The organism is Alkalihalobacterium sp. APHAB7 (assembly GCF_048323755.1).
GTDB lineage: Bacteria > Bacillota > Bacilli > Bacillales > Bacillaceae_F > Alkalihalobacterium.
Genome location: NZ_JBLWFS010000005.1, coordinates 135,713 through 155,447 on the forward strand (window position 1 = coordinate 135,713; position 19,735 = coordinate 155,447).

Annotated in this window: 16 protein-coding genes, 1 riboswitch and 1 other annotated feature; of the genes, 7 read left to right on the top strand and 9 right to left on the bottom strand. The window is 38.3% G+C overall.

Annotated elements, in window-relative coordinates; translation table 11 throughout:
• Positions 1-214 precede the first annotated feature (214 nt).
• Together leuS and ACNSTQ_RS07560 are read right to left on the bottom strand one after the other, a co-directional pair.
• A complete protein-coding gene (gene leuS, locus ACNSTQ_RS07555; RefSeq protein ID WP_418199244.1) occupies positions 215-2,635 on the bottom strand; it encodes a leucine--tRNA ligase in 2,421 nt (806 codons plus the stop codon).
• Between the two features lie 129 nt (positions 2,636-2,764).
• Positions 2,765-2,998: a binding site (T-box leader), on the bottom strand.
• 111 nt (positions 2,999-3,109) lie between these two features.
• Positions 3,110-4,324 carry an MDR family MFS transporter gene (locus tag ACNSTQ_RS07560; RefSeq protein ID WP_418199245.1) on the bottom strand — a complete coding sequence of 405 codons (1,215 nt, stop codon included), beginning with the start codon at positions 4,322-4,324 and terminating at the stop codon, positions 3,110-3,112.
• Between the two features lie 614 nt (positions 4,325-4,938).
• On the opposite strand from ACNSTQ_RS07560, the gene ACNSTQ_RS07565 reads away from it, so the two are divergent.
• The 3 genes from ACNSTQ_RS07565 (at position 4,939) to ACNSTQ_RS07575 (ending at position 7,170) form a co-directional block, all read left to right on the top strand.
• Positions 4,939-5,907, top strand: coding sequence for a TIGR01212 family radical SAM protein (locus ACNSTQ_RS07565; RefSeq protein WP_418199246.1), 969 nt, complete (start codon positions 4,939-4,941; stop codon positions 5,905-5,907).
• Positions 5,904-6,476: a class I SAM-dependent methyltransferase gene (locus ACNSTQ_RS07570; RefSeq protein ID WP_418199247.1), complete on the top strand. Its 573-nt coding sequence runs from the start codon at positions 5,904-5,906 to the stop codon at positions 6,474-6,476. Before ACNSTQ_RS07565 ends, ACNSTQ_RS07570 begins: the two co-directional genes overlap by 4 nt.
• Positions 6,477-6,603: 127 nt before the next feature.
• A complete protein-coding gene (locus ACNSTQ_RS07575; protein ID WP_418199248.1) occupies positions 6,604-7,170 on the top strand; it encodes a beta-class carbonic anhydrase in 567 nt (188 codons plus the stop codon).
• 281 nt (positions 7,171-7,451) lie between these two features.
• Here ACNSTQ_RS07575 and ACNSTQ_RS07580 read toward each other — a convergent pair whose 3' ends face one another.
• Both ACNSTQ_RS07580 and ACNSTQ_RS07585 read right to left on the bottom strand, forming a co-directional pair.
• Complete coding sequence (locus ACNSTQ_RS07580; RefSeq protein WP_418199249.1) at positions 7,452-8,510, bottom strand: tetraprenyl-beta-curcumene synthase family protein; 1,059 nt, start codon at positions 8,508-8,510, stop codon at positions 7,452-7,454.
• A 241-nt stretch (positions 8,511-8,751) separates the two neighbouring features.
• Positions 8,752-9,531 carry a lysophospholipase gene (locus ACNSTQ_RS07585; RefSeq protein ID WP_418199250.1) on the bottom strand — a complete coding sequence of 260 codons (780 nt, stop codon included), beginning with the start codon at positions 9,529-9,531 and terminating at the stop codon, positions 8,752-8,754.
• Positions 9,532-9,691: 160 nt separating this feature from the next.
• Between ACNSTQ_RS07585 and ACNSTQ_RS07590 the strand changes: the two genes are divergently transcribed.
• The 3 genes from ACNSTQ_RS07590 (at position 9,692) to ACNSTQ_RS07600 (ending at position 12,641) form a co-directional block, all read left to right on the top strand.
• Positions 9,692-10,207 (top strand): gamma carbonic anhydrase family protein, encoded by a 516-nt coding sequence (locus tag ACNSTQ_RS07590; RefSeq protein ID WP_418199251.1) that lies wholly within the window; start codon positions 9,692-9,694, stop codon positions 10,205-10,207.
• A gap of 694 nt (positions 10,208-10,901) precedes the next feature.
• Complete coding sequence (locus ACNSTQ_RS07595; protein ID WP_418199252.1) at positions 10,902-11,441, top strand: phosphatase PAP2 family protein; 540 nt, start codon at positions 10,902-10,904, stop codon at positions 11,439-11,441.
• Between the two features lie 42 nt (positions 11,442-11,483).
• The gene (locus tag ACNSTQ_RS07600; RefSeq protein WP_418199253.1) at positions 11,484-12,641 is read left to right on the top strand and encodes a glycosyltransferase family 4 protein; all 1,158 of its coding nucleotides are present in this window, start codon (positions 11,484-11,486) and stop codon (positions 12,639-12,641) included.
• Positions 12,642-12,891: 250 nt separating this feature from the next.
• On the opposite strand, the gene metK is transcribed toward ACNSTQ_RS07600, so the two are convergent.
• Positions 12,892-14,094, bottom strand: coding sequence for a methionine adenosyltransferase (metK, locus tag ACNSTQ_RS07605; RefSeq protein WP_418199254.1), 1,203 nt, complete (start codon positions 14,092-14,094; stop codon positions 12,892-12,894).
• A gap of 188 nt (positions 14,095-14,282) precedes the next feature.
• Positions 14,283-14,394: riboswitch (SAM riboswitch) on the bottom strand.
• 99 nt (positions 14,395-14,493) lie between these two features.
• On the bottom strand, positions 14,494-14,937 hold the full coding sequence (locus ACNSTQ_RS07610; RefSeq protein ID WP_418199255.1) for a hypothetical protein: 444 nt from the start codon (positions 14,935-14,937) through the stop codon (positions 14,494-14,496).
• 414 nt (positions 14,938-15,351) lie between these two features.
• Here ACNSTQ_RS07610 and pckA point away from each other — a divergent pair, with 414 nt between their 5' ends.
• Positions 15,352-16,935, top strand: coding sequence for a phosphoenolpyruvate carboxykinase (ATP) (gene pckA / locus ACNSTQ_RS07615; RefSeq protein ID WP_418199256.1), 1,584 nt, complete (start codon positions 15,352-15,354; stop codon positions 16,933-16,935).
• A 104-nt stretch (positions 16,936-17,039) separates the two neighbouring features.
• Here the strand turns inward: pckA and ACNSTQ_RS07620 are convergent, their stop codons facing one another.
• Genes ACNSTQ_RS07620 through ACNSTQ_RS07630 form a run of 3 tightly spaced genes read right to left on the bottom strand, consistent with a single transcriptional unit; the run spans position 17,040 to position 19,578 of the window.
• Entirely contained in the window at positions 17,040-17,846 is an 807-nt protein-coding gene (locus tag ACNSTQ_RS07620; RefSeq protein ID WP_418199257.1) for an alpha/beta hydrolase family protein, read from the bottom strand.
• Positions 17,843-18,352 carry an RNA deprotection pyrophosphohydrolase gene (gene ytkD, locus ACNSTQ_RS07625; RefSeq protein ID WP_418199258.1) on the bottom strand — a complete coding sequence of 170 codons (510 nt, stop codon included), beginning with the start codon at positions 18,350-18,352 and terminating at the stop codon, positions 17,843-17,845. The genes ACNSTQ_RS07620 and ytkD overlap by 4 nt, the downstream gene beginning before the upstream one ends.
• 29 nt (positions 18,353-18,381) lie before the next feature.
• On the bottom strand, positions 18,382-19,578 hold the full coding sequence (locus ACNSTQ_RS07630) for an MFS transporter (protein ID WP_418199259.1): 1,197 nt from the start codon (positions 19,576-19,578) through the stop codon (positions 18,382-18,384).
• Between the last annotated feature and the right edge of the window lie 157 nt (positions 19,579-19,735).

Consider the following 19,735-nt stretch of genomic DNA (forward strand, 5'->3'; position numbering starts at 1 on the left):
TCACAGGTTGTTAATAAGTAAACGAATAAATGTTTAGAATTAAATGTTGGTTTTATCGTCTTTTCTAGCTTTTTGTGGATAACTGCATAGTCTATTCACAGACTTATGCACATTATTCACGGTCATCCACAATCCTTCGTGCCACCTACTATTTAGTTTTTAAAAATGAAAACGAGCAAAACATTTTATTATAATAATGTTTTGCTCATTTATCTTAATTTGCTACAATATTTACTAACTTCCCAGGAACGGCAATTACTTTACGAACCGTTTTCCCTTCGATTGCTTCTGCTACTTTTTCATCCGCTCGTGCCAGTTCTTCCATTTGTTCTTTATTTGCATCTTTCGGAATGACTAATTTTGCTTTTACTTTCCCGTTTACTTGAACAACAATTTCAATTTCATCTTCGACCAAATACTTCTCATCGTATGTTGGCCATGCTTCGTAAGCTAGTGTTCCTTGATGCCCAAGCTTTTGCCATAATTCTTCAGCCAAATGAGGAGCGACTGGAGATATGAGCTTCACAAAGCCTTCCATTAATGATTTCGGTAATTGCTCTTGCTTATAGGCTTCGTTAATGAAGACCATTAATTGTGATATACCAACGTTAAAGCGTAAGCCTTCAAAGTCTTCACTTACTTTTTTAACAGTTTGATGATACGTACGTGTTAAAACTTCTGTCCCTTCTTCATCGGTGATTATTGTGTTGAGTTCGCCAGTCGCTTCATCAATAAACAATCTCCAAATACGATCTAAGAAACGACGCGCACCATCTAAGCCATTTTCAGACCAAGCAATGGATGCATCAAGTGGCCCCATAAACATTTCATAGAGACGAAGTGTGTCAGCCCCATGGCTCACAATAATATCATCGGGGTTTACCACATTTCCTTTTGATTTACTCATCTTTTCATTGTTTTCACCAAGAATCATGCCTTGGTTATATAACTTTTGGAATGGCTCTTTTGTTGGAACAACCCCAATATCATAAAGAACTTTATGCCAGAAACGTGCGTACAGTAAATGAAGGACCGCGTGCTCTGCTCCACCGATATAAATATCAACTGGAAGCCAGTGGTTTACTTTTTCAGGGTCTGCAAGCTGTTCATTATTTTTTGGATCAATATAACGTAAGTAGTACCAGCAGCTTCCTGCCCATTGAGGCATTGTATTTGTTTCACGACGTCCTTTTTTCCCTGTCTCAGGACAAACGACTTCTAACCAATCCTTTGCATTAGCTAATGGCGATTCACCTGTTCCAGAAGGCCTGATTTCATCCATCTCTGGAAGAACTAACGGTAACTCTTCTTCAGCTACAGGAGTCATTGTCCCATCTTCCCAATGAATAATTGGAATTGGCTCACCCCAATAACGTTGACGACTAAATAACCAGTCACGCAGACGGTACGTAATTTTCTTCGTCCCTTTCCCTTCTTTTTCAAGCCATTCAAGCATTTGGCTAATAGCTTCTTCTTTATTTAATCCATCAAGGAAGCCTGAATTGATATGAGGACCGTCTCCAGTATATGCTTCTTCTTCAATGTTACCACCAGCTACCACTTCTTTAATTTGCAGGTTAAATTCTTTGGCAAACTCATAATCTCTTTCATCATGTCCAGGAACCGCCATAATCGCACCTGTTCCGTAGCTAACGAGAACATAATCTGCAATCCAAATCGGCAACTTCTCGCCATTTACAGGGTTAATGGCATAAGCACCAGTAAATACACCTGTTTTTTCTTTAGAAAGCTCTGTACGCTCAAGATCACTTTTGGTAGCTACTTTCTTCTTGTAAGCTTCAATTGCTTCTTTTTGTTCTGGTGTCGTAATTAAGTCAATGAATTTGTGTTCTGGCGCTAATACCATATACGTTGCACCAAATAACGTATCAGGACGCGTTGTAAATACCGTAATAGACTCATCGTGACCGTCAATCGTGAACGTCACTTCTGCCCCTTCTGATTTCCCAATCCAGTTACGTTGCATGTCTTTAATGCTTTCAGGCCAATCTAATTCCTCTAAATCTTCTAATAGGCGGTCCGCATATTCTGTAATCTTCAGCACCCATTGCTTCATTGGACGGCGTTCTACAGGGTGTCCCCCACGTTCACTTTTCCCGTCAATGACTTCTTCATTCGCAAGCACTGTTCCTAAAGCAGGACACCAGTTTACAGCTACTTCATCTACATAGGCCAATCCTTTTTTATAGAGTTGGATGAAGATCCACTGTGTCCACTTATAGTAATTCGGGTCTGTCGTATCTACTTCACGATCCCAATCATATGAAAAGCCTAGAGATTTAATTTGTCTTCTAAAGTTATTAATATTTTGTTGCGTAAAATCACGCGGGTGTTTACCTGTATCAAGTGCATACTGTTCTGCAGGAAGTCCAAAAGCGTCCCACCCCATTGGATGTAATACATTATATCCTTGCATACGCTTCATTCTTGATAATATGTCTGTAGCTGTATAACCTTCCGGGTGTCCCACGTGAAGACCTGCACCAGACGGATATGGAAACATATCTAGTGCGTAAAATTTCTTTTTCTCTAGCTCATCTAACGTTTTAAACGTTTTATTTCCTTCCCAATACTGTTGCCATTTTTTTTCGATTACTTGATGTTGAAAAGACATTATTTTTCCTCCAATTGAATGTTATGTTTAGTTTAATATGTATTAGTTTTACATTAAGCTTTCATAAAACATAATGTATGAAAATTTTACTTCTGACCAATAAAAAAACCTCCCATCCCTAGCGTTATCGTTAGGGACGAGAGGTTGATCACAAAGTAAAATTTCCCGCGGTACCACCCAAATTAGCATAAACTTAAGTTTACACTCACTTTAGTAACCTTAACGCGGCGGACGGCAGTAGCTACTCTTCGTTCACTTCTGCAACTTGGAGGCGAGTTCATGGGTATCATCGATTGACTTTCACCAACCGTCAATTCTCTAATTACGAGATACGTCACTACTATTCCTCTTCATCGTTATTAGCGATTATTTCAATTCTATAAAGTCAATATACTTGCTATTGTATGAATATGTCGATTTTCTGTCAAGACCATTTTTGCCAAAATCCACTAGAAACATACTCTTTTTATACAATTAAGACTGAATAGAATGTTTGGCCGTAGGTTCAGCAGCTGTTTTTTCTTTTAATATTCGATCATATACGGCAGTTGATATGAATGCAAAACAGAATAATCCCATGATTGCATAGAAAAGAATGACCATACCAAAAGCTTCAGCAATCAGTCCTCCTATAAATGGTCCCATCATTCTTCCACCTGTCGCTACACTGTTAACAACACCTTGATAAAAACCGGCTTTACCTTCAGGAGCGAGCTTATGAGCGATCGTAGGAATCGCTGGCCAAATAAACATTTCACCAATCGTTAAGATGATCATCGCCGCAATAAACATTGTAAACACTTGTGCTTGCGACAGAACAAAAAAGGAAATAATAAATATAACTAACCCTGTGTATATTTGTGCTTTTAATGTATGCACCCATCTTCGAACGAAGAAAGCAATAACCGGTTGAAATAGTACGATCATGGCCCCATTTATCGTCCATAATATACTATATTGCTTTAATGATATTCCCAGTTGTTGAGTATATACAGAAATATTCGACTGCCACTGTACATAGGCTAACCAACAAATAAAGTACCCCGATAATACAATAAGTAGGGCTATAAACGGTCGACTGAACGAAAAGTGTTTCTTTTGTTCAAACACATTTGAAGTAGTAGCGTGTGACACCGTTCGGTTCGCTTCTATTTGTCTAAAACCGAAAATAGCCAAAAATAAAAATAAACAGTAGACAATTCCATTAGAAATAAAAATATAATCGATCTTTATAGAAGCAACAACACCAGCTAATGCTGTTCCTAAAGCAACACCAACATTTTGGGCAACGTACATTGCATTGAAGGCTTTTCTTCCTCCTTCAGGCCATGCGGTTCCAGCCATTGCATAGAGGGCAGGAAACGTCATCCCAGCACCAAAACCAATCCCTACTAAAAGGGCTACATACCACATAAAGGTGTGGTTATAGGCAAGAATAAAGGCACTGATGATCGTAATCGCAATTCCATAGATGACCGTTTTATAACCACCTATTCGATCAAACAAAGTTCCCCCAATGAGATTTCCAATGACACCAGCACCTGCATTCATCATTAATACGAATCCAGCAACAGATAATGGTTGGCCTAACTCTTGATGTAAATAAATCGTGTTTAACGGCCAAATGAAAGAAGCACCTGTTACATTGATAACCATACCAATAACAAGTAACCAAATTGCTTTAGGCATTATATGACTCTCCTCTTATTTCGTCTCTCTAAAGAAATAGTAAAAGATAACAATCAAAATAGCAATGCTTTTTCAATGGAAAAGAACGTATAAGTGTTTAAATGTTTTCTAGCTGGAGGTGCCATTGGCTCAGGCTCGCTGACTCCGCTTACTCTCATGCACTTCATCAACATTAGTTATGCAGGGAAGGACCTTGACGACGAAGATTTAGCGGACTCCACAGGCCCTTATTTCTTTAAAAAATTGCTAATTTGACTTCTTAGGGACCTCAGAAGCCCTTATTTACTAAATTTCATGATGTTTTTGCTTAATTTTAAGGGAATAAGGGCCTCTCAGTGCCACAAATGATTAATTGTGGTCATTTTTTCTAAAATAACGTCCTCTCAGTGCCCCAAAAATAAAAACCTATAGCACCAGTTGGAGAACGCTGCAACAAATGCCGCATCAGCACCCTAACTATAATCCGATATTAAGCGGTAAACACCGAAAATAAACCTTACAATTAGGACCCTCCAACTTTTCAAACTTCTCTATTTCAACCGTTCGAGTTTCTTGTTCGTTTGTGATAGGATGATGAAGTAACAGTAACTTATAACCAACTAAAGGTGATATATATGGAGATTAAACAACATCAACCTGTTCCTCTACGTTTCGGTGACAAAAGGTACCATTCTTGGAACTACCATTTAAGACAACAATTCGGTGAAAAGGTGTTTAAAATACCACTCGATGCTGGCTTTGACTGCCCTAACCGTGATGGTAAGGTAGCCAGTGGCGGCTGTACGTTTTGCAGTGATCGCGGTTCTGGTGATTTTGCCGGTGATCGAAAAGACGATTTAGTCACACAGTTTCATACGATTAAAGAACGTATGCACCGGAAATGGAAGAGTGGTAAATATATCGGCTATTTTCAGGCATACAGTAATACGTATGCACCTGTTAGCGAGCTTAGAGAAATGTTTGAAATTATTTTACAACAAGAAGGTGTGGTCGGGCTTTCGATCGCCACTCGCCCAGACTGCTTGCCTGATGACGTTGTTGACTATTTAGCTGAATTAAACGAACGAACTTATTTATGGGTTGAACTTGGCCTACAAACCGTTCATGAACGCACCGGTCTCTTAATAAACCGCGCACATGACTATCAATGTTATATCGATGGTGTAAATAAACTTAGAAAGCATGGCATCCGGGTATGTGCTCACATCATTAATGGGTTGCCTTTAGAGACGACTGAAATGATGAAGCAAACGGTAGAAGAAGTTTGTAAATTAGACATCCAAGGAATTAAAATTCACTTGCTTCATTTAATGAAAAAAACGCCAATGGTTAAACAATATGAAAAAGGACTTGTCCAGTTTATGGATTTCGATGAATACATCAACCTCGTCGTCGACCAAATCGAAATGCTCCCGCCTCACGTCATTATTCATCGTTTAACAGGAGACGGACCAGCCGACATGGTGATCGGACCGATGTGGAGCCTAAAAAAATGGGATGTCCTCAATGCCATTGAAGCTGAACTCAAACGCCGTGACACATGGCAAGGAAAGTTGTACCGAAAGGAAGTTGAAATGGAATGAATGTAGATGGAATTCTTCCTTATGCCAGAATACTACTAGAAAAAGTGGTTCACAGTGGTGACATTGCTATTGATTGTACGGCAGGAAATGGTCACGACACATTATTCTTAGCTAAACGAGTCGGAGAAAATGGCCACGTCTATTCTTTTGATATTCAAGAAAAGGCGATTGAAAAAACCAAAAAGAGAATACAAGACCATGATGTGGAAAAACAAGTAACTCTTCTTCATAAAAGTCATGACCACTTAACGGATTGCATCCCAGAAAATCACCAAGGAAAAATAAAAGGAGCGATCTTTAATTTAGGGTATTTACCCGGCGGTGACAAAGAAATTGTAACGAAGCCTGATTCAACACTAGCATCTATTGAACAGCTCTTTCGTATGTTGGATGCAGGCGGCATAATTGTACTTGTAATCTATCACGGTCATGAACAAGGAAAACTTGAAAAAGCTGCCGTTTTACATTACGCAGAACAACTAAATCAAGAAGACGCTCATGTACTAAAATACGAATTTATTAATCAAAAAAATAATCCCCCATTTATTGTCGCGATTGAAAAAAGGTAAATTACATTATTTTTTATTTTTCAAACGGTTGACAAGTCTGTGAAGGTGTCATAAAACTATAGTTATCATAAAAAGTCAGAAAATTAGAGATAGAGACCAGTTAATGAATTAGCGGGGGGAGAAACCTATGACAATATTACAGACCATCCTTGATTATAACGAGACGTTTGTAGAAGAAAAAAAGTACGAAGAATACCAAACGACGAAGTTTCCAAATAAAAAGTTAGTAATTTTAACTTGTATGGATACTCGCCTTACAGAATTATTACCTCGTGCAATGAACTTAAAAAATGGGGATGCAAAAATTATTAAAAATGCCGGAGCGGTAATTAGCCACCCATTTGGCAGTATTATGAGAAGTATAATTGTGGCACTTTACGAGTTACAAGCCCAAGAAGTATGTATCATCGGTCACCATGGCTGCGGAATGGCTGGATTAGAGTCTTCTAGCGTTCTGTCTAAAGCCGAAGATCGCGGTGTCTCAATGGAGAAAGTCGAAACGGTCGCCTTTGCGGGTATTAATGTGAACGAATGGCTTAAAGGCTTTTCTAAGGTAGAAGAAAGTGTAATGCATAGTGTTGAGATGGTTAGAAAACATCCACTGCTACCACAGAATACACCGGTCCACGGATTAGTTATTTGTCCTGAAACAGGTAAGTTAGAAATAGTCATCGATGGTTATACATCTTCCTAAAATGCAACTAGATTCAAAATAAACCGAAAGCTCCTCATTTATTTTGAAAAGGAAACATTGTAAGTACATACGATTTGATGTTCCCTTTTTCTAATAAGACAGCTAGACAACAAAGCCACATTGGATTATAACCCCAATGCGGCATTTTTTTATATTCAATTTTAGCAGACTCAAAGGACGGTATTTCAGTCTGTTAAAATGAATCGGTATAATTAGCCGTTTCTCTTTTTTTACTGATCATCACCCTACTGTAAACAATCGTCCAGCAACTCTCTAGTTCATCACTTACTTCCTCGACGGTAGACCCAACTATTTAAATAGAAGAAAAGTGTAGCCATGCCGCCAAGTCTAATAAACTTCTTGGCTGTATCCTTGACCTTCTTTTGCCCTTGTACCTTCTCATCTGCTAGGTAAATTGCAACTAAACCTTTATTAATCAAGTAATGAAAGTTTCGATTAGGGAGTTGGTCAATACTCGACTCTGCTTGTTTTACAAAATGACGAAAACGCGAAATGAGTTCTTCCTCACTTTCATAGTAAAAACAAAAATTTAAGTCTCCGCCGACCCGATCTTCCTCCTGATCAATAAAATAATCTAGCAATATATGTAACCCTTGTACATAAGGAAAATAACCATCTCTCACTCGTTGAACCGTCTCTTCCGTAAGACCTTCATTCGTTGCATAAGCCGCAAGACAAAAGATCCCTAAAGTCGAACCTGCACAAGCAGAAAACTCAAACCATGACATTTCTGGAACCTTGTCTTTATGTTGGGTAAACCAGTCTTCGAGAAGCGGGACACGGTCCTCTTGTTTAACATGTTTGTAAACTTGAAGGTCACAGTAATATTGACAAAGCTCTAGCATGACAGGCTGAGCCTTTTCAAAGGACGGTAGCTGCTTTAAGACTTGCTGGCACGTAAACACTAAGCTACTTAAGTAACCACCATCGTCCTGTTCTTCTCTCAATCGATAATAGTTTACTGGCTCAGTCCCAGGTGTTAAAGCGTGAACCATAGATTGATGAAGCGCACGGAAGTCTTCAGGATCTAAAGATGTACTACGATCACATAGGTTATCTAAGTAATCACTAATGGTTTGATACGCAACGATAAACTTAATAATTTTATTTACTTCTGGCCCTGCCAATAAGCCGTATATACCGCCACCCTCACAATGAAAAGTCTTTGACTCTATACTCATCAATGCTTGTTTTCTTAGTTCTGGATTCGGAATAGCATCCGCTTTTTCTTTCCATTCCTCTAAATAACGATGAACGGTCGGTATTACATTCCGATAAACACTGTACATCAACGTCCAAGGCTGACTAGGAATTTTCAAATTAACCCCCCTCACCAGTTTCTTCCTTTTAATAATAGTACTTTATCATACCCGTTTTTATTATCCAAATCTATTGACCCGTGGAAATGCGAAGGTGCCTGAATATCTCATTGCACCCATAGAAAGCAACAACTGTCCTGCTTTGGACTTTGTTTACTAGCCTGAAACAACTTGAGCGATAGATCTTTGGCAAAATTCGCCTTATAATATTTCACTTATCGTTTGAAAAAGCCTCACCCAATCAAAGGTGAAGCTCAGCAAATAGTTTGGCATATTGAAAAACGTCGTCTCGTTCAGGTTCATTGAATAGCTCATGGTACATCCCATCCCATTCCTTAAACCATTTCTCCGCAATTTTTAACTCATCATACCAAAACCTAGAAGCTTCATTATCTACAATATGATCGTCACTAGCTTGTATTAAAAGAAGTGGAACATTTGGAAATTTATTTACCTTCTTTTTAGCAATTGCCATTGCTTTTACAATTTCTTGATACCATCGTAAAGAAACTTTAGTTACTCGTAATTCATCCATCATATACGCTTCTCGGATCTCTGCATTTCTAGTCACGAGATGTGTCTTCAACCCTGATGGTGCAGTAACACTCGGTAATAGTCGATGCAATGCCTTCGAAGTCATCGTCTTATATTTAGGTGGTTCTTCCGCTAACCTTAATAACGGGGATGACAAGATGACCCCATGTAAATCCATTTTCTTTTCCATTAACGTACGAATGGAAACGAGCCCCCCCATACTATGACCTAGCAAATAAATAGGTAAACCATATAATGCAGCTTCTTTATACCATTCATATACCGTCTCAATATATTGATTAAACGAATCAATATGGCCACGTTTCCCTCGCGTTTTTCCTTGTCCAGGCAAGTCTCCCATCACGATATGAAAGCCAGCCTCCTGCCACTGTTTTCTTAACCAGCCGTATCTGCCATGGTGCTCCCCGGCTCCATGTACGATTACGATAACCCCTTTTGGTTGTTGACTACATTCCCATTTCCACATATTAATCCCCTTTCTCTCTATTTTTTTCCCCCAGCATTTGCTAAACTAAACGTATTGTATCAGGAGATATGATGGTGTTTATTATATTTATGTCAGATCTTCGCCTCATTGTCATCTTAAATCTTTTTATCATTTATTAGTTTAAAAGGAGTTGTTTTCTTTGATCTATCCATATAACGGTAAAACACCAGATATTGCCGAGTCAGCATTTATCGCAGACTTTGTTACAGTTACGGGTGATGTGAAAATTGGAGAGGAAACGAGCATTTGGTTTAACTCCGTCATCCGTGGTGATGTAGCCCCTACCATCATTGGTGACCGAGTCAATGTACAAGATAATTCAGTTCTGCATCAAAGCCCAAACAATCCCCTTATTATTGAAAATGACGTTACAGTAGGTCATCAAGTGATTTTACATAGTTGTATTCTACGCAAAAATGCACTTATCGGAATGGGATCGATTGTACTTGATGGAGCAGAAGTCGGTGAAGGAGCTTTTATCGGTGCTGGAAGTCTCGTTCCCCAAGGAAAAGTCATTCCACCCAACAGTCTTGCGTTCGGACGCCCTGCAAAAGTGGTACGTGAACTAACAGAAGAAGATCGTAAAGACATGGCCCGCATTCGTAGAGAATATGTGGAAAAAGGACAGTACTATAAAAGTTTGCAGAAAAAGTAAACTGAGTAAATCATTATGGGTAAGGGAGTTTTAACATAAAGATTTAACAAAACCTTCCTTTCCCTTACGTTTTTTTCTTCAACGAACGCCCCATTTACTCAATTATGAAATTACCACCAACATCTCTACGCTTTTTTATCTAGTCCCTTTAGCCAATATTTAACTAAATAATTCGATATATATGCAGTTAAAGGAATAACTGCTATTTAAGCTATGAAACTAGTCAGAAATATAGGAGATAAAGACATTGAAGCAGTCTTGTCATAAAACTTTAAGTAAGAGAGCGACGTTTTTTTGTCTGAACGATGTTTTATTAGCCAAATTTAGGTTTTTATTGTCCGATTTAAAATTTTATTGTCCGATTTCGCGTTTTTATTGTCCAAATTGTATCATCGCTTTTAGGGTGTAAGTTTAATTGATTTTCTTTTATACAAAGTTACATTAAGAAACACACTAGGATTAAACTTGATCGTGTTGTGTTTTTCCTCCCCCTTTTTCTTCTCTATTAACTCCCCCACTCGCTTTCTTTCGTCAGTATTTGCAGAAAAATGAGGAATATCATTAAGGTTTCTTTACGTTTATTAACTATTTTTTAAAAATTCCTTCATATTAAGAAAACAAATAATTGCTACAATTTTATTAACAATATTTACCGAGTGCCATAGGGCAACTTCCTTAGGAAAGAGGGTTTCGTATGGATCGATCCAAACAATGGTTTTACCAAACGGATTGTAACTTGTTTTATTTTTTCAACGAGAAAAGTCGTTCCAAAGGTTCTTTTCTTTTCATGAACTACATTACACATTTAGGAGGAGCCACTTTTACGGTAGGCAGCACCGTTATCCTTTGTATGCTACTCGCTGCTCCATTCCAACCCACGGCATTTGCAGCAGCGCTGGCCTTAACTCTTAGTCATGCCGTTGTCGTAATCGTAAAGAAAGGGTACCACAGAAAGCGCCCTTACCTCGTCTTACCAAATACTAATGTAGTTAAAAACCCGTTCAAGGATCATTCCTTTCCTTCAGGACATACGACAGCAATCTTCTCAGTGGTAACACCATATATTCTTTTTAATCCTATGCTTTCCCTTCTTTTGTTACCTATTGCCATATTAGTAGGCCTATCTAGAATATTTCTAGGACTACATTATCCTTCTGATGTGGTCGTTGGAGCTTTACTTGGGTTTTCTAGTGCATTTTTGACGACTATTTTCATGAATTACTGGTTCTATTAGTTTACTAACCTTTAATGAAGGAATGATGTAGGAGGTCTATAAATGAAAATTGCTTTATTTACTGATACATTTACTCCACAAGTAAACGGTGTAGCTCGAACCTTACAACGCCTAGTTCAGCACTTTGAGCATCGAAATGTACCTTATCAATTATTTGTTCCTGAAACCATTCAGCAAAGCGACATGTACTCTAATCATATTCACTCATTTTTCAGTTTACCTTTTTTCTTGTATCCAGAATGTCGGATGGCCCTTCCCAACCCATTTACCATTCGGCAACAGATGGACAGCTTCAAACCCGACCTCATTCATATTACAACTCCGTTTAATATCGGCTTAAGCGGACTCCATTATGGAAAAAAACATAGTATTCCGATGGTTGGCTCGTACCACACTCATTTCGATCACTACTTAAAATACTATAAACTCACCTTTATGTCAGAGTGGTTATGGAAATTTATGAAATGGTTTTATTCTCATTTTCATAAGACCTTTGTACCTTCCCAAGAAACGAAGACACATCTAACTAAACGGGGATTTACAAATATTGAACTTTGGACTCGTGGTGTAGACTGTTTTCAGTTCAGTCCTAAAGAAAAAGATTTCAGTTTATACGAGCGTTTTAACATACGTAACAAGTATGTCCTTCTGTATGTGGGAAGAATGGCTCCTGAAAAAGATTTAGACACATTACGCTTAGTTATGGAACAACTTCCAGGACACCTAAGGAATGAAGTTCATTGGATCTATGTTGGGGATGGTCCACTGTTAAATGACTATAAAGAACGCTTCAATGAAAACATTTCATTCACTGGTTATTTAACTGGTAATGAGTTAGCTTCGATCTATGCATTAGCAGACTTATTTGTTTTCCCGTCCACTACTGAAACATTCGGCAATGTCGTTTTAGAAGCTTTAGCATCAGGAACACCGGCAATTGTCGCTAACAAAGGCGGCGTCACTGAGATTGTAGGTCATGAAAAAACAGGATTAATTTGTGAAGCTAAAAAACCACAATCCTTTATTATGGCTATTGAAAAACTATTAAACGACCCTACACTTCGCTTACAAATGGGCTACGAAGCTAGAAAGTATGCCAGAACTCAATCATGGGAAGCTATCTTTGACAACCTTCTTATCCAATATGAGAAAGCTTACGAAATGTCTCGTTCACACATTAAACTAGCTTCTTCTAACTAAGAAAAACGAAAGGCGCTTAAAGCTAGACTAGAAAAATGCAAACGCCCGTTTAGCGACGGACGGACTGGAGCTCACCGTATGAGATAAAGGAAACACGGTGTGATCGCTAGGGAGCCGATGTTGAATTATCGCAAGGAGGTGAACGAAGTCTCGCTAGTCGCTGAGTGCTGGAGCTAGACATCTTCAAAAAGTTATACATTCTTACCACCAAAAGAAAGGAGTGGGAAATCCCACTCCTTTCTTTCCTATATTATAGAGCTTCCGTTTTTAAAACATCGGCTTTATCTGTTTGCTCCCAAGGAAGATCAATATCATTACGTCCAAAGTGACCGTAAGCAGCTGTTTGCTTATAGATCGGACGGCGAAGATCTAACATTTTAATGATACCAGCTGGACGAAGGTCAAAGTGTTTACGAACAAGTACGACTAATACTTCTTCTGATACTTTGCCTGTTCCAAACGTATCAACAGCGATAGATACTGGTTGTGCGACACCAATGGCATAAGCAAGTTGTACTTCACAACGGTCTGCCAAACCAGCAGCGACGATATTTTTAGCTACATAGCGAGCAGCATATGCACCAGAACGGTCAACTTTTGTTGGATCCTTACCTGAGAATGCTCCCCCACCATGACGAGCATAACCACCATACGTGTCAACGATAATCTTACGCCCTGTTAAACCAGCATCTCCTTGAGGTCCACCAATTACGAAACGCCCCGTCGGATTAATGAAGTATTTTGTTTCGTCATCAATTAACTCAGCTGGTACTACCGGTTTAATGACATACTCTTTAAGATTACGCTGAATTTGCTCTAACGATACTTCAGGGTGATGTTGAGTCGAAATAACAATTGTATCAATACGTACAGGCTTTCCATTCTCGTCATATTCCACTGTTACTTGCGTTTTTCCATCGGGACGTAAATAAGGAAGAATTTCATCTTTACGTACTTCTGTTAGGCGACGAGCTAATTTATGTGCTAAAGAAATCGGAAGCGGCATTAATTCTTCCGTTTCATTATCTGCGTAACCAAACATTAACCCTTGGTCTCCTGCACCGATTGCTTCAATTTCTTCATCTGACATTTGGCCTTCACGAGCTTCAAGTGCTTGGTTAACCCCTTGAGCAATATCTGCTGATTGCTCATCGATTGAAGTTAATACTGCACATGTTTCAGAATCAAAACCATACTTCGCTCGCGTGTAACCAATATTTTGAACCGTTTCACGAACGATCTTCGGAATATCAACGTATGTACTTGTCGTGATTTCACCAGCTACAAGTACTAACCCTGTAGTTACTGAAGTTTCACAAGCTACACGTGCATTCGCATCATTTGTTAAGATTGCATCTAAAATTGCATCCGAAATTTGGTCACAAATTTTATCTGGATGCCCTTCTGTCACTGATTCTGAAGTGAATAAGCGACGACTTTTCTTTTCTACCATCTAACAGTATCCTCCTTTTACACATCTTTTAGAGTGAATACAATCCTATACTAGTAGCTTCCCCTTAAAATGTGTTAAATATTGATACGGCACTCATTCCCTCACCATTGTGAGTAAAATTTAAGACATGTATAGTCATGAAAACCCTTTTCCTCATGAGGAAAAGGGTTAGACTTATCACCTTTAACCTCTTATCTTTCAAAGCATTCGCTTTGCAGGTTAGCACCTTTTCACCTTTTTTAACTGGTGTTGGTTGCTGGGTTTCTTCGGGCCTGTCCCTCCACCGACTCGGGATAAGAGTATCCGTTCGCGACATATCATAACTTACAAAGCAAAAGATGTCAACAGTTGCTAGTTGACATCTAAAAAGTCGAAAAAAAACAAAATAAAAAAATGGATTTAATAAGGAGTATCTATATCTTGGTTATGGTTTTGATTTACATTTTGATTTACATTTTGGCTTTGGTTTGGAAGACGGTTTTGACGTTGATTACTATTTTGATAATAACTCATGTTTTGGTTTTGACTTAAATTCATCTGATTTTGCCGTTGTTGATCCTGCTCTTCTCTAATTTCTTCCCGCATTTGCATTTTTAATAATTCATTTTGGTTATCTCTCGGTTTGACTTGACTGTACACACCACTTGCCGTTAACCCAATTACCAAAGCAACTAACACTTCGTTTCCCCATTCTCTTGGAATAAACCATAATAGACAGGCTACGCCGATCGCCAGCAATGCACGATACTTTTTATCAATATTAAAAGCATTTCCTACAACCGTAACTAATGCAGCAACGACAGCTGAAACGGTCGCAAGGTCCATTATTGAAATACTGTCCACTGCACTCCCTCCTTTTCCTTCTATACTATGCAACATAAAAAAAAAGGGTACAGCACTATTAGTGTCCTAATTTTTTGTCCACCTGGCTTCCTTATTTCAAAAGAGCTGTTAAAATTGATATTGTAACTTTTTTTAAAGTTAGAATTCGAATAAGAATGGTACAATTATATAAACAGGCTTAACAATTAGATACCTATAAAAAACGCTTAAAGATGTAAACCTATAAAGAAACTTCCTATATAGTAGACCCCATTATAAATAGACACATAATTTTTCAACTTATTTGCACACAAATTGAAATAATAGTATAGACTATTTAGTAAAATGTGTTATACTAATTTCAACATAAAAAATTGATTGTTAATCCTGACTAACATAATTTTAAAATATAAAAAAGAGAGGGTTTTGTGACCAATGAGTACAATTAGCTTCGCTACTGAATTAGAGCATATTTTACGAGGAGAAAATGTTCACCTAGATCTTCCTGTTTCTAAATTAGTCGAAAGGTCACTAATGAGAAATGAAGGCGCTTTAACTTCAACAGGTGCACTGAGTGTGGCTACGGGAAAATACACTGGACGTTCACCTAAAGATAAATTTATCGTTATGGAAGACTCGGTTAAAGACAAAATTGACTGGGGTTCTGTCAACCAACCAATTGAAAAAGAAGTATTTACTAAATTATATAATAAAGTAATGAATTACTTAAAAGAACAAGAAGAATTATTTGTTTTCCGTGGTTTTGCCGGCGCCGATAAAAGCTACCGACTGCCGATCCAAGTAATCAACGAATATGCTTGGCATAACCTTTTTGCAAAACAATTATTTATTCGCCCATCTCAAGAAGAATTAGAAAATCATGAAGCTGAATTCACCGTTATTTCTGCTCCAAACTTTAAAGCAGACCCTGAAGTGGACGGAACTCGCTCTGAAACTTTCATTATCGTTTCTTTCGAAGAGAGAGTTGTACTAATCGGTGGTACTGAATATGCTGGTGAAATGAAAAAATCTATCTTCTCTATTATGAACTACTTATTACCAGAACAAGATGTTCTTTCTATGCACTGCTCAGCAAATGCTGGGAAAGAAGGAGACGTTGCACTATTCTTCGGACTTTCTGGTACGGGTAAGACAACATTATCTGCAGACCCTAACCGTTACTTGATCGGTGATGATGAGCATGGTTGGTCTAACAATGGTGTATTTAACGTTGAAGGCGGATGCTATGCTAAATGTGTAAATTTATCTTATGAAAAAGAGCCAGAAATTTGGAATGCGATTCGTTTTGGTTCTGTATTAGAGAATGTTGTTCTTGATGAAAAAACAGGAAACCCTGATTACGACGACACTTCCCTAACAGAAAACACTCGAGTAGCTTACCCATTAGAAGCTATTCCGAACACATTAATGCCAAGTATTGCTGGCCATCCAAATACTATTATTTTCTTAACTGCTGATGCTTTTGGTGTATTACCTCCAATCAGTAAGTTAACGAAAGAGCAAGCAATGTACCATTTCTTATCAGGTTACACTAGTAAACTAGCAGGAACTGAGCGTGGTGTTACAGAGCCTGAAGCAACATTCTCAACTTGTTTCGGTGCACCATTCCTTCCATTACCTGCTCGTCGTTATGCTGAAATGTTAGGTGAGAAGATCGCTCAACACGATGCACAAGTGTTCCTAGTGAATACAGGTTGGTCAGGCGGTCCTTACGGTGTTGGGAAGCGTATGAACTTAGCTTATACTCGTGCGATGATCCAAGCAGCTCTTCAAGGTGAATTAAACTCTGCTGAATTTTCAGTAGATCCAATCTTCGGACTCAATGTGCCTATTCATTGCCCTGGTGTTCCAGATGAAGTTCTTCAACCGAAACTAACTTGGGATAACGGTGAAGAGTACGATAAAAAAGCTCAAGAGCTTGCAAACAAGTTCAAAGAGAACTTCGAAAAGTTCGATAACGTTACTAAAGAAATTAAAAATGCAGGTCCACTCGTTTAAATCATAAAGAAAAGCGCAGCCTCGTTAAGCAACGTACGGACTGTACCTAGATTTCTTCAAATTTTAAAAAATAAAGGAGACTGATGTAAATCAGTCTCCTTTTCCTATGAAGAATTCTTTTCACTCCTATACATTTGCCGTTTCATCCATGCCGTCAACTCTGTGACAATTCCTCGATTATCTGGTTCAGGGAAAAAGTGATTAAACCCTTCGTAATACCAAGTCTCTACACTTTTACCTTTGCTTTTTAAATTCTCTTCTAATCGATAACTATGCTCAATCGAAACATGTTCATCCTGCTGCCCATGAATAAGGAGTGTAGGACATGTAATTTTTTCACTTACATTAAGCGGCGTTCTCCAGTCATACTGTTCTGGAAATTTAGTCGGCGTTCCGATCACTCGTTTCATCATTCGCCGTAAATCGGTCCGTTCTTCATACGTGAGCCTCATATCAGAAACACCATTCCAACATACAAGTGAACGAATAAAATTCAATGTAGAAGCTGTAAATAAAGCCATTGCACCACCTCGAGAAAACCCAAACAAATGTATATTGTCTTTCTGAACCGAAGGATGTCTATGTAAGAGCAAACATGCATGAATTGCATCATTACGGTCATTACCCGCAAAATCCTCTTGTCCCTCTCCCCCTTTATTGCCTCGATAAAAAGGAGCGAATACAACAAAACCTTCTGAAGAAAATTGAATGATCCTCGCAATTCTCGGCATACCTACATTTTTAATTCCACCTCTCAAGTACAAAAATCCAGGTAATTTTCCAACAGTATCAGGTTCGGCTAAGTAACCTTTAACTCTTAAACCGTCACTGCTGTACGTTACTAAATAGAGCTTTATTCGAGGATGTGGTGAAGGTATGCGATTCTTTTCAATGACTTGACCATCCATCATTGCGCTCCCTCACTACCCTCAAGTAAATGGGCCCATTTTTCTTTTACTTCCTTTATAGCCAGTTCAATGACTTGGTCCTTCATAATAAAACTAAACCGATCATCATTTTTTACATTACTTGGAAACCCCTTCATTAAAACTGGGCCATTTGTTTCTAGATAATTATCTTTCTTTATCAAATCATCTACTAGCCCAAAATATATATTTTTAACAAATTCTCCGTCTGGATCGTACACCTTATATTGTCCTAAATATAGAAGCTCATTTACAGTTGCTCCTGCTTCCTCAAAGAGTTCTCGCTTTGCAGCCTCTTCAACCGTTTCACCCATTTCTACCTTTCCACCTGGAAATTCAATTCCTCTTTTCGGATGTTGAATGAGTAACCAACTATCTTTGTAATAAGAAATGACCAGCACATGTTTTGGCTGTAATGAAAAGGTGGTCGTATCAAGGCTTAATTCAACAAGGTATCCTCTTTCATCGTAAAAACTTATGAACTTACACATTTATTTCTCCTCAACCCTATTTGTTTTTTCTAATCATCTTCTGACGGTTTGATCGCAACTAATGCCGTTATGAGAGCACCAATACATACAAGTGTGTTTGTAAAAAATAAAATAAAATGAGATGCTTTCATAAGTACAGCAAAAACAGGTGGTCCCAGGGCAACGCCAGCAAACCGCATACTACTATAAATGGAAGTAATCGTTCCTCTCTGTTCTTTTGCTATCCCTTCTGTAACGAGAGCATCCAAGCTAGGCAAAGCAATTCCAATGCCAATCCCACTTGCAAATAGTGCCGTTAAAAGCACATATATATCTTTTGAAAAGGATATGGAAAATACAGAAATTGTTAATAAAGCCAAACCAATAACTGTCATCCACTTCATTTTTAGTTTTTCTTCACCAATCCCTTTTCCAGTCACATAAGATGATAGACAAAGGGCCGCTAATGGGATTGCTAAGACAATCCCTTTTTTTACACCATCAATACCGTGTTGTTCCTCAAGCATTGTCGATAAATAAAAAAGTACACCAAAGATGACGAACATACAAATACAGCCGATTAAAAAGATCGCATATAACCAGCGACCTTCATTATTAAATATTCTTTTAATCGAGTGAAGAAAGTCCTTAAATGCAAGAGGTGCTCCAGTTTTTGATGGTGTCTTAACTAGAAATATCATTAAAAAAATTGAAACGGTGCAAAAGACTGGAAAGGCAAAGAATGGCATAAACCAAACCCAACTTGCTAGGAGTGCCCCTAGGATTGGACTTAATACTTTACCGAATGTATTCGATGTTTCGATGACCCCTAATCCTTCACTTACTTCACTTTCCTGTTTAAACAGATCACCTACTAAGGGCAGTACAATTGGTGAGGCACCAGCTGCTCCCAGGCCTTGTAACAGTCTGCCGAAAATAATAATTCCATACGGATCATTAACTTGCCAAGAAGCAAATCCGGATATTAATCCTCCAATCCCTGCAATGATTAAACTAGGAATAATGATTTTTTTTCGTCCATAACGATCCGACATATAACCCGCAATAGGAATACATATGATAGCAACAACCGAGTAGACAGTTATAATCATACTTACTTGCAAGGCTGAAATGTTTAATTCTTTTTCAATCGCTGGCAAGACAGGTATTAACATGGAATTCCCAAGAGTCATTACTAACGGTATGGAGGCTATGGAGACTAGATCCCATGTCTTTTTCTCTTCCATCACAATCCCCCCAAGGTCCAATCAATAAGTGTAGTATTAATCATCTGAATAATTCTATACGTTGGATAATTGGGGAGTTGCCAACCTGCAGACTAAAGCCAATGACATAGTGACTATCTTTTGTTTTTTTGAAATTTTTAGTTAAGCTTTGAAGAAC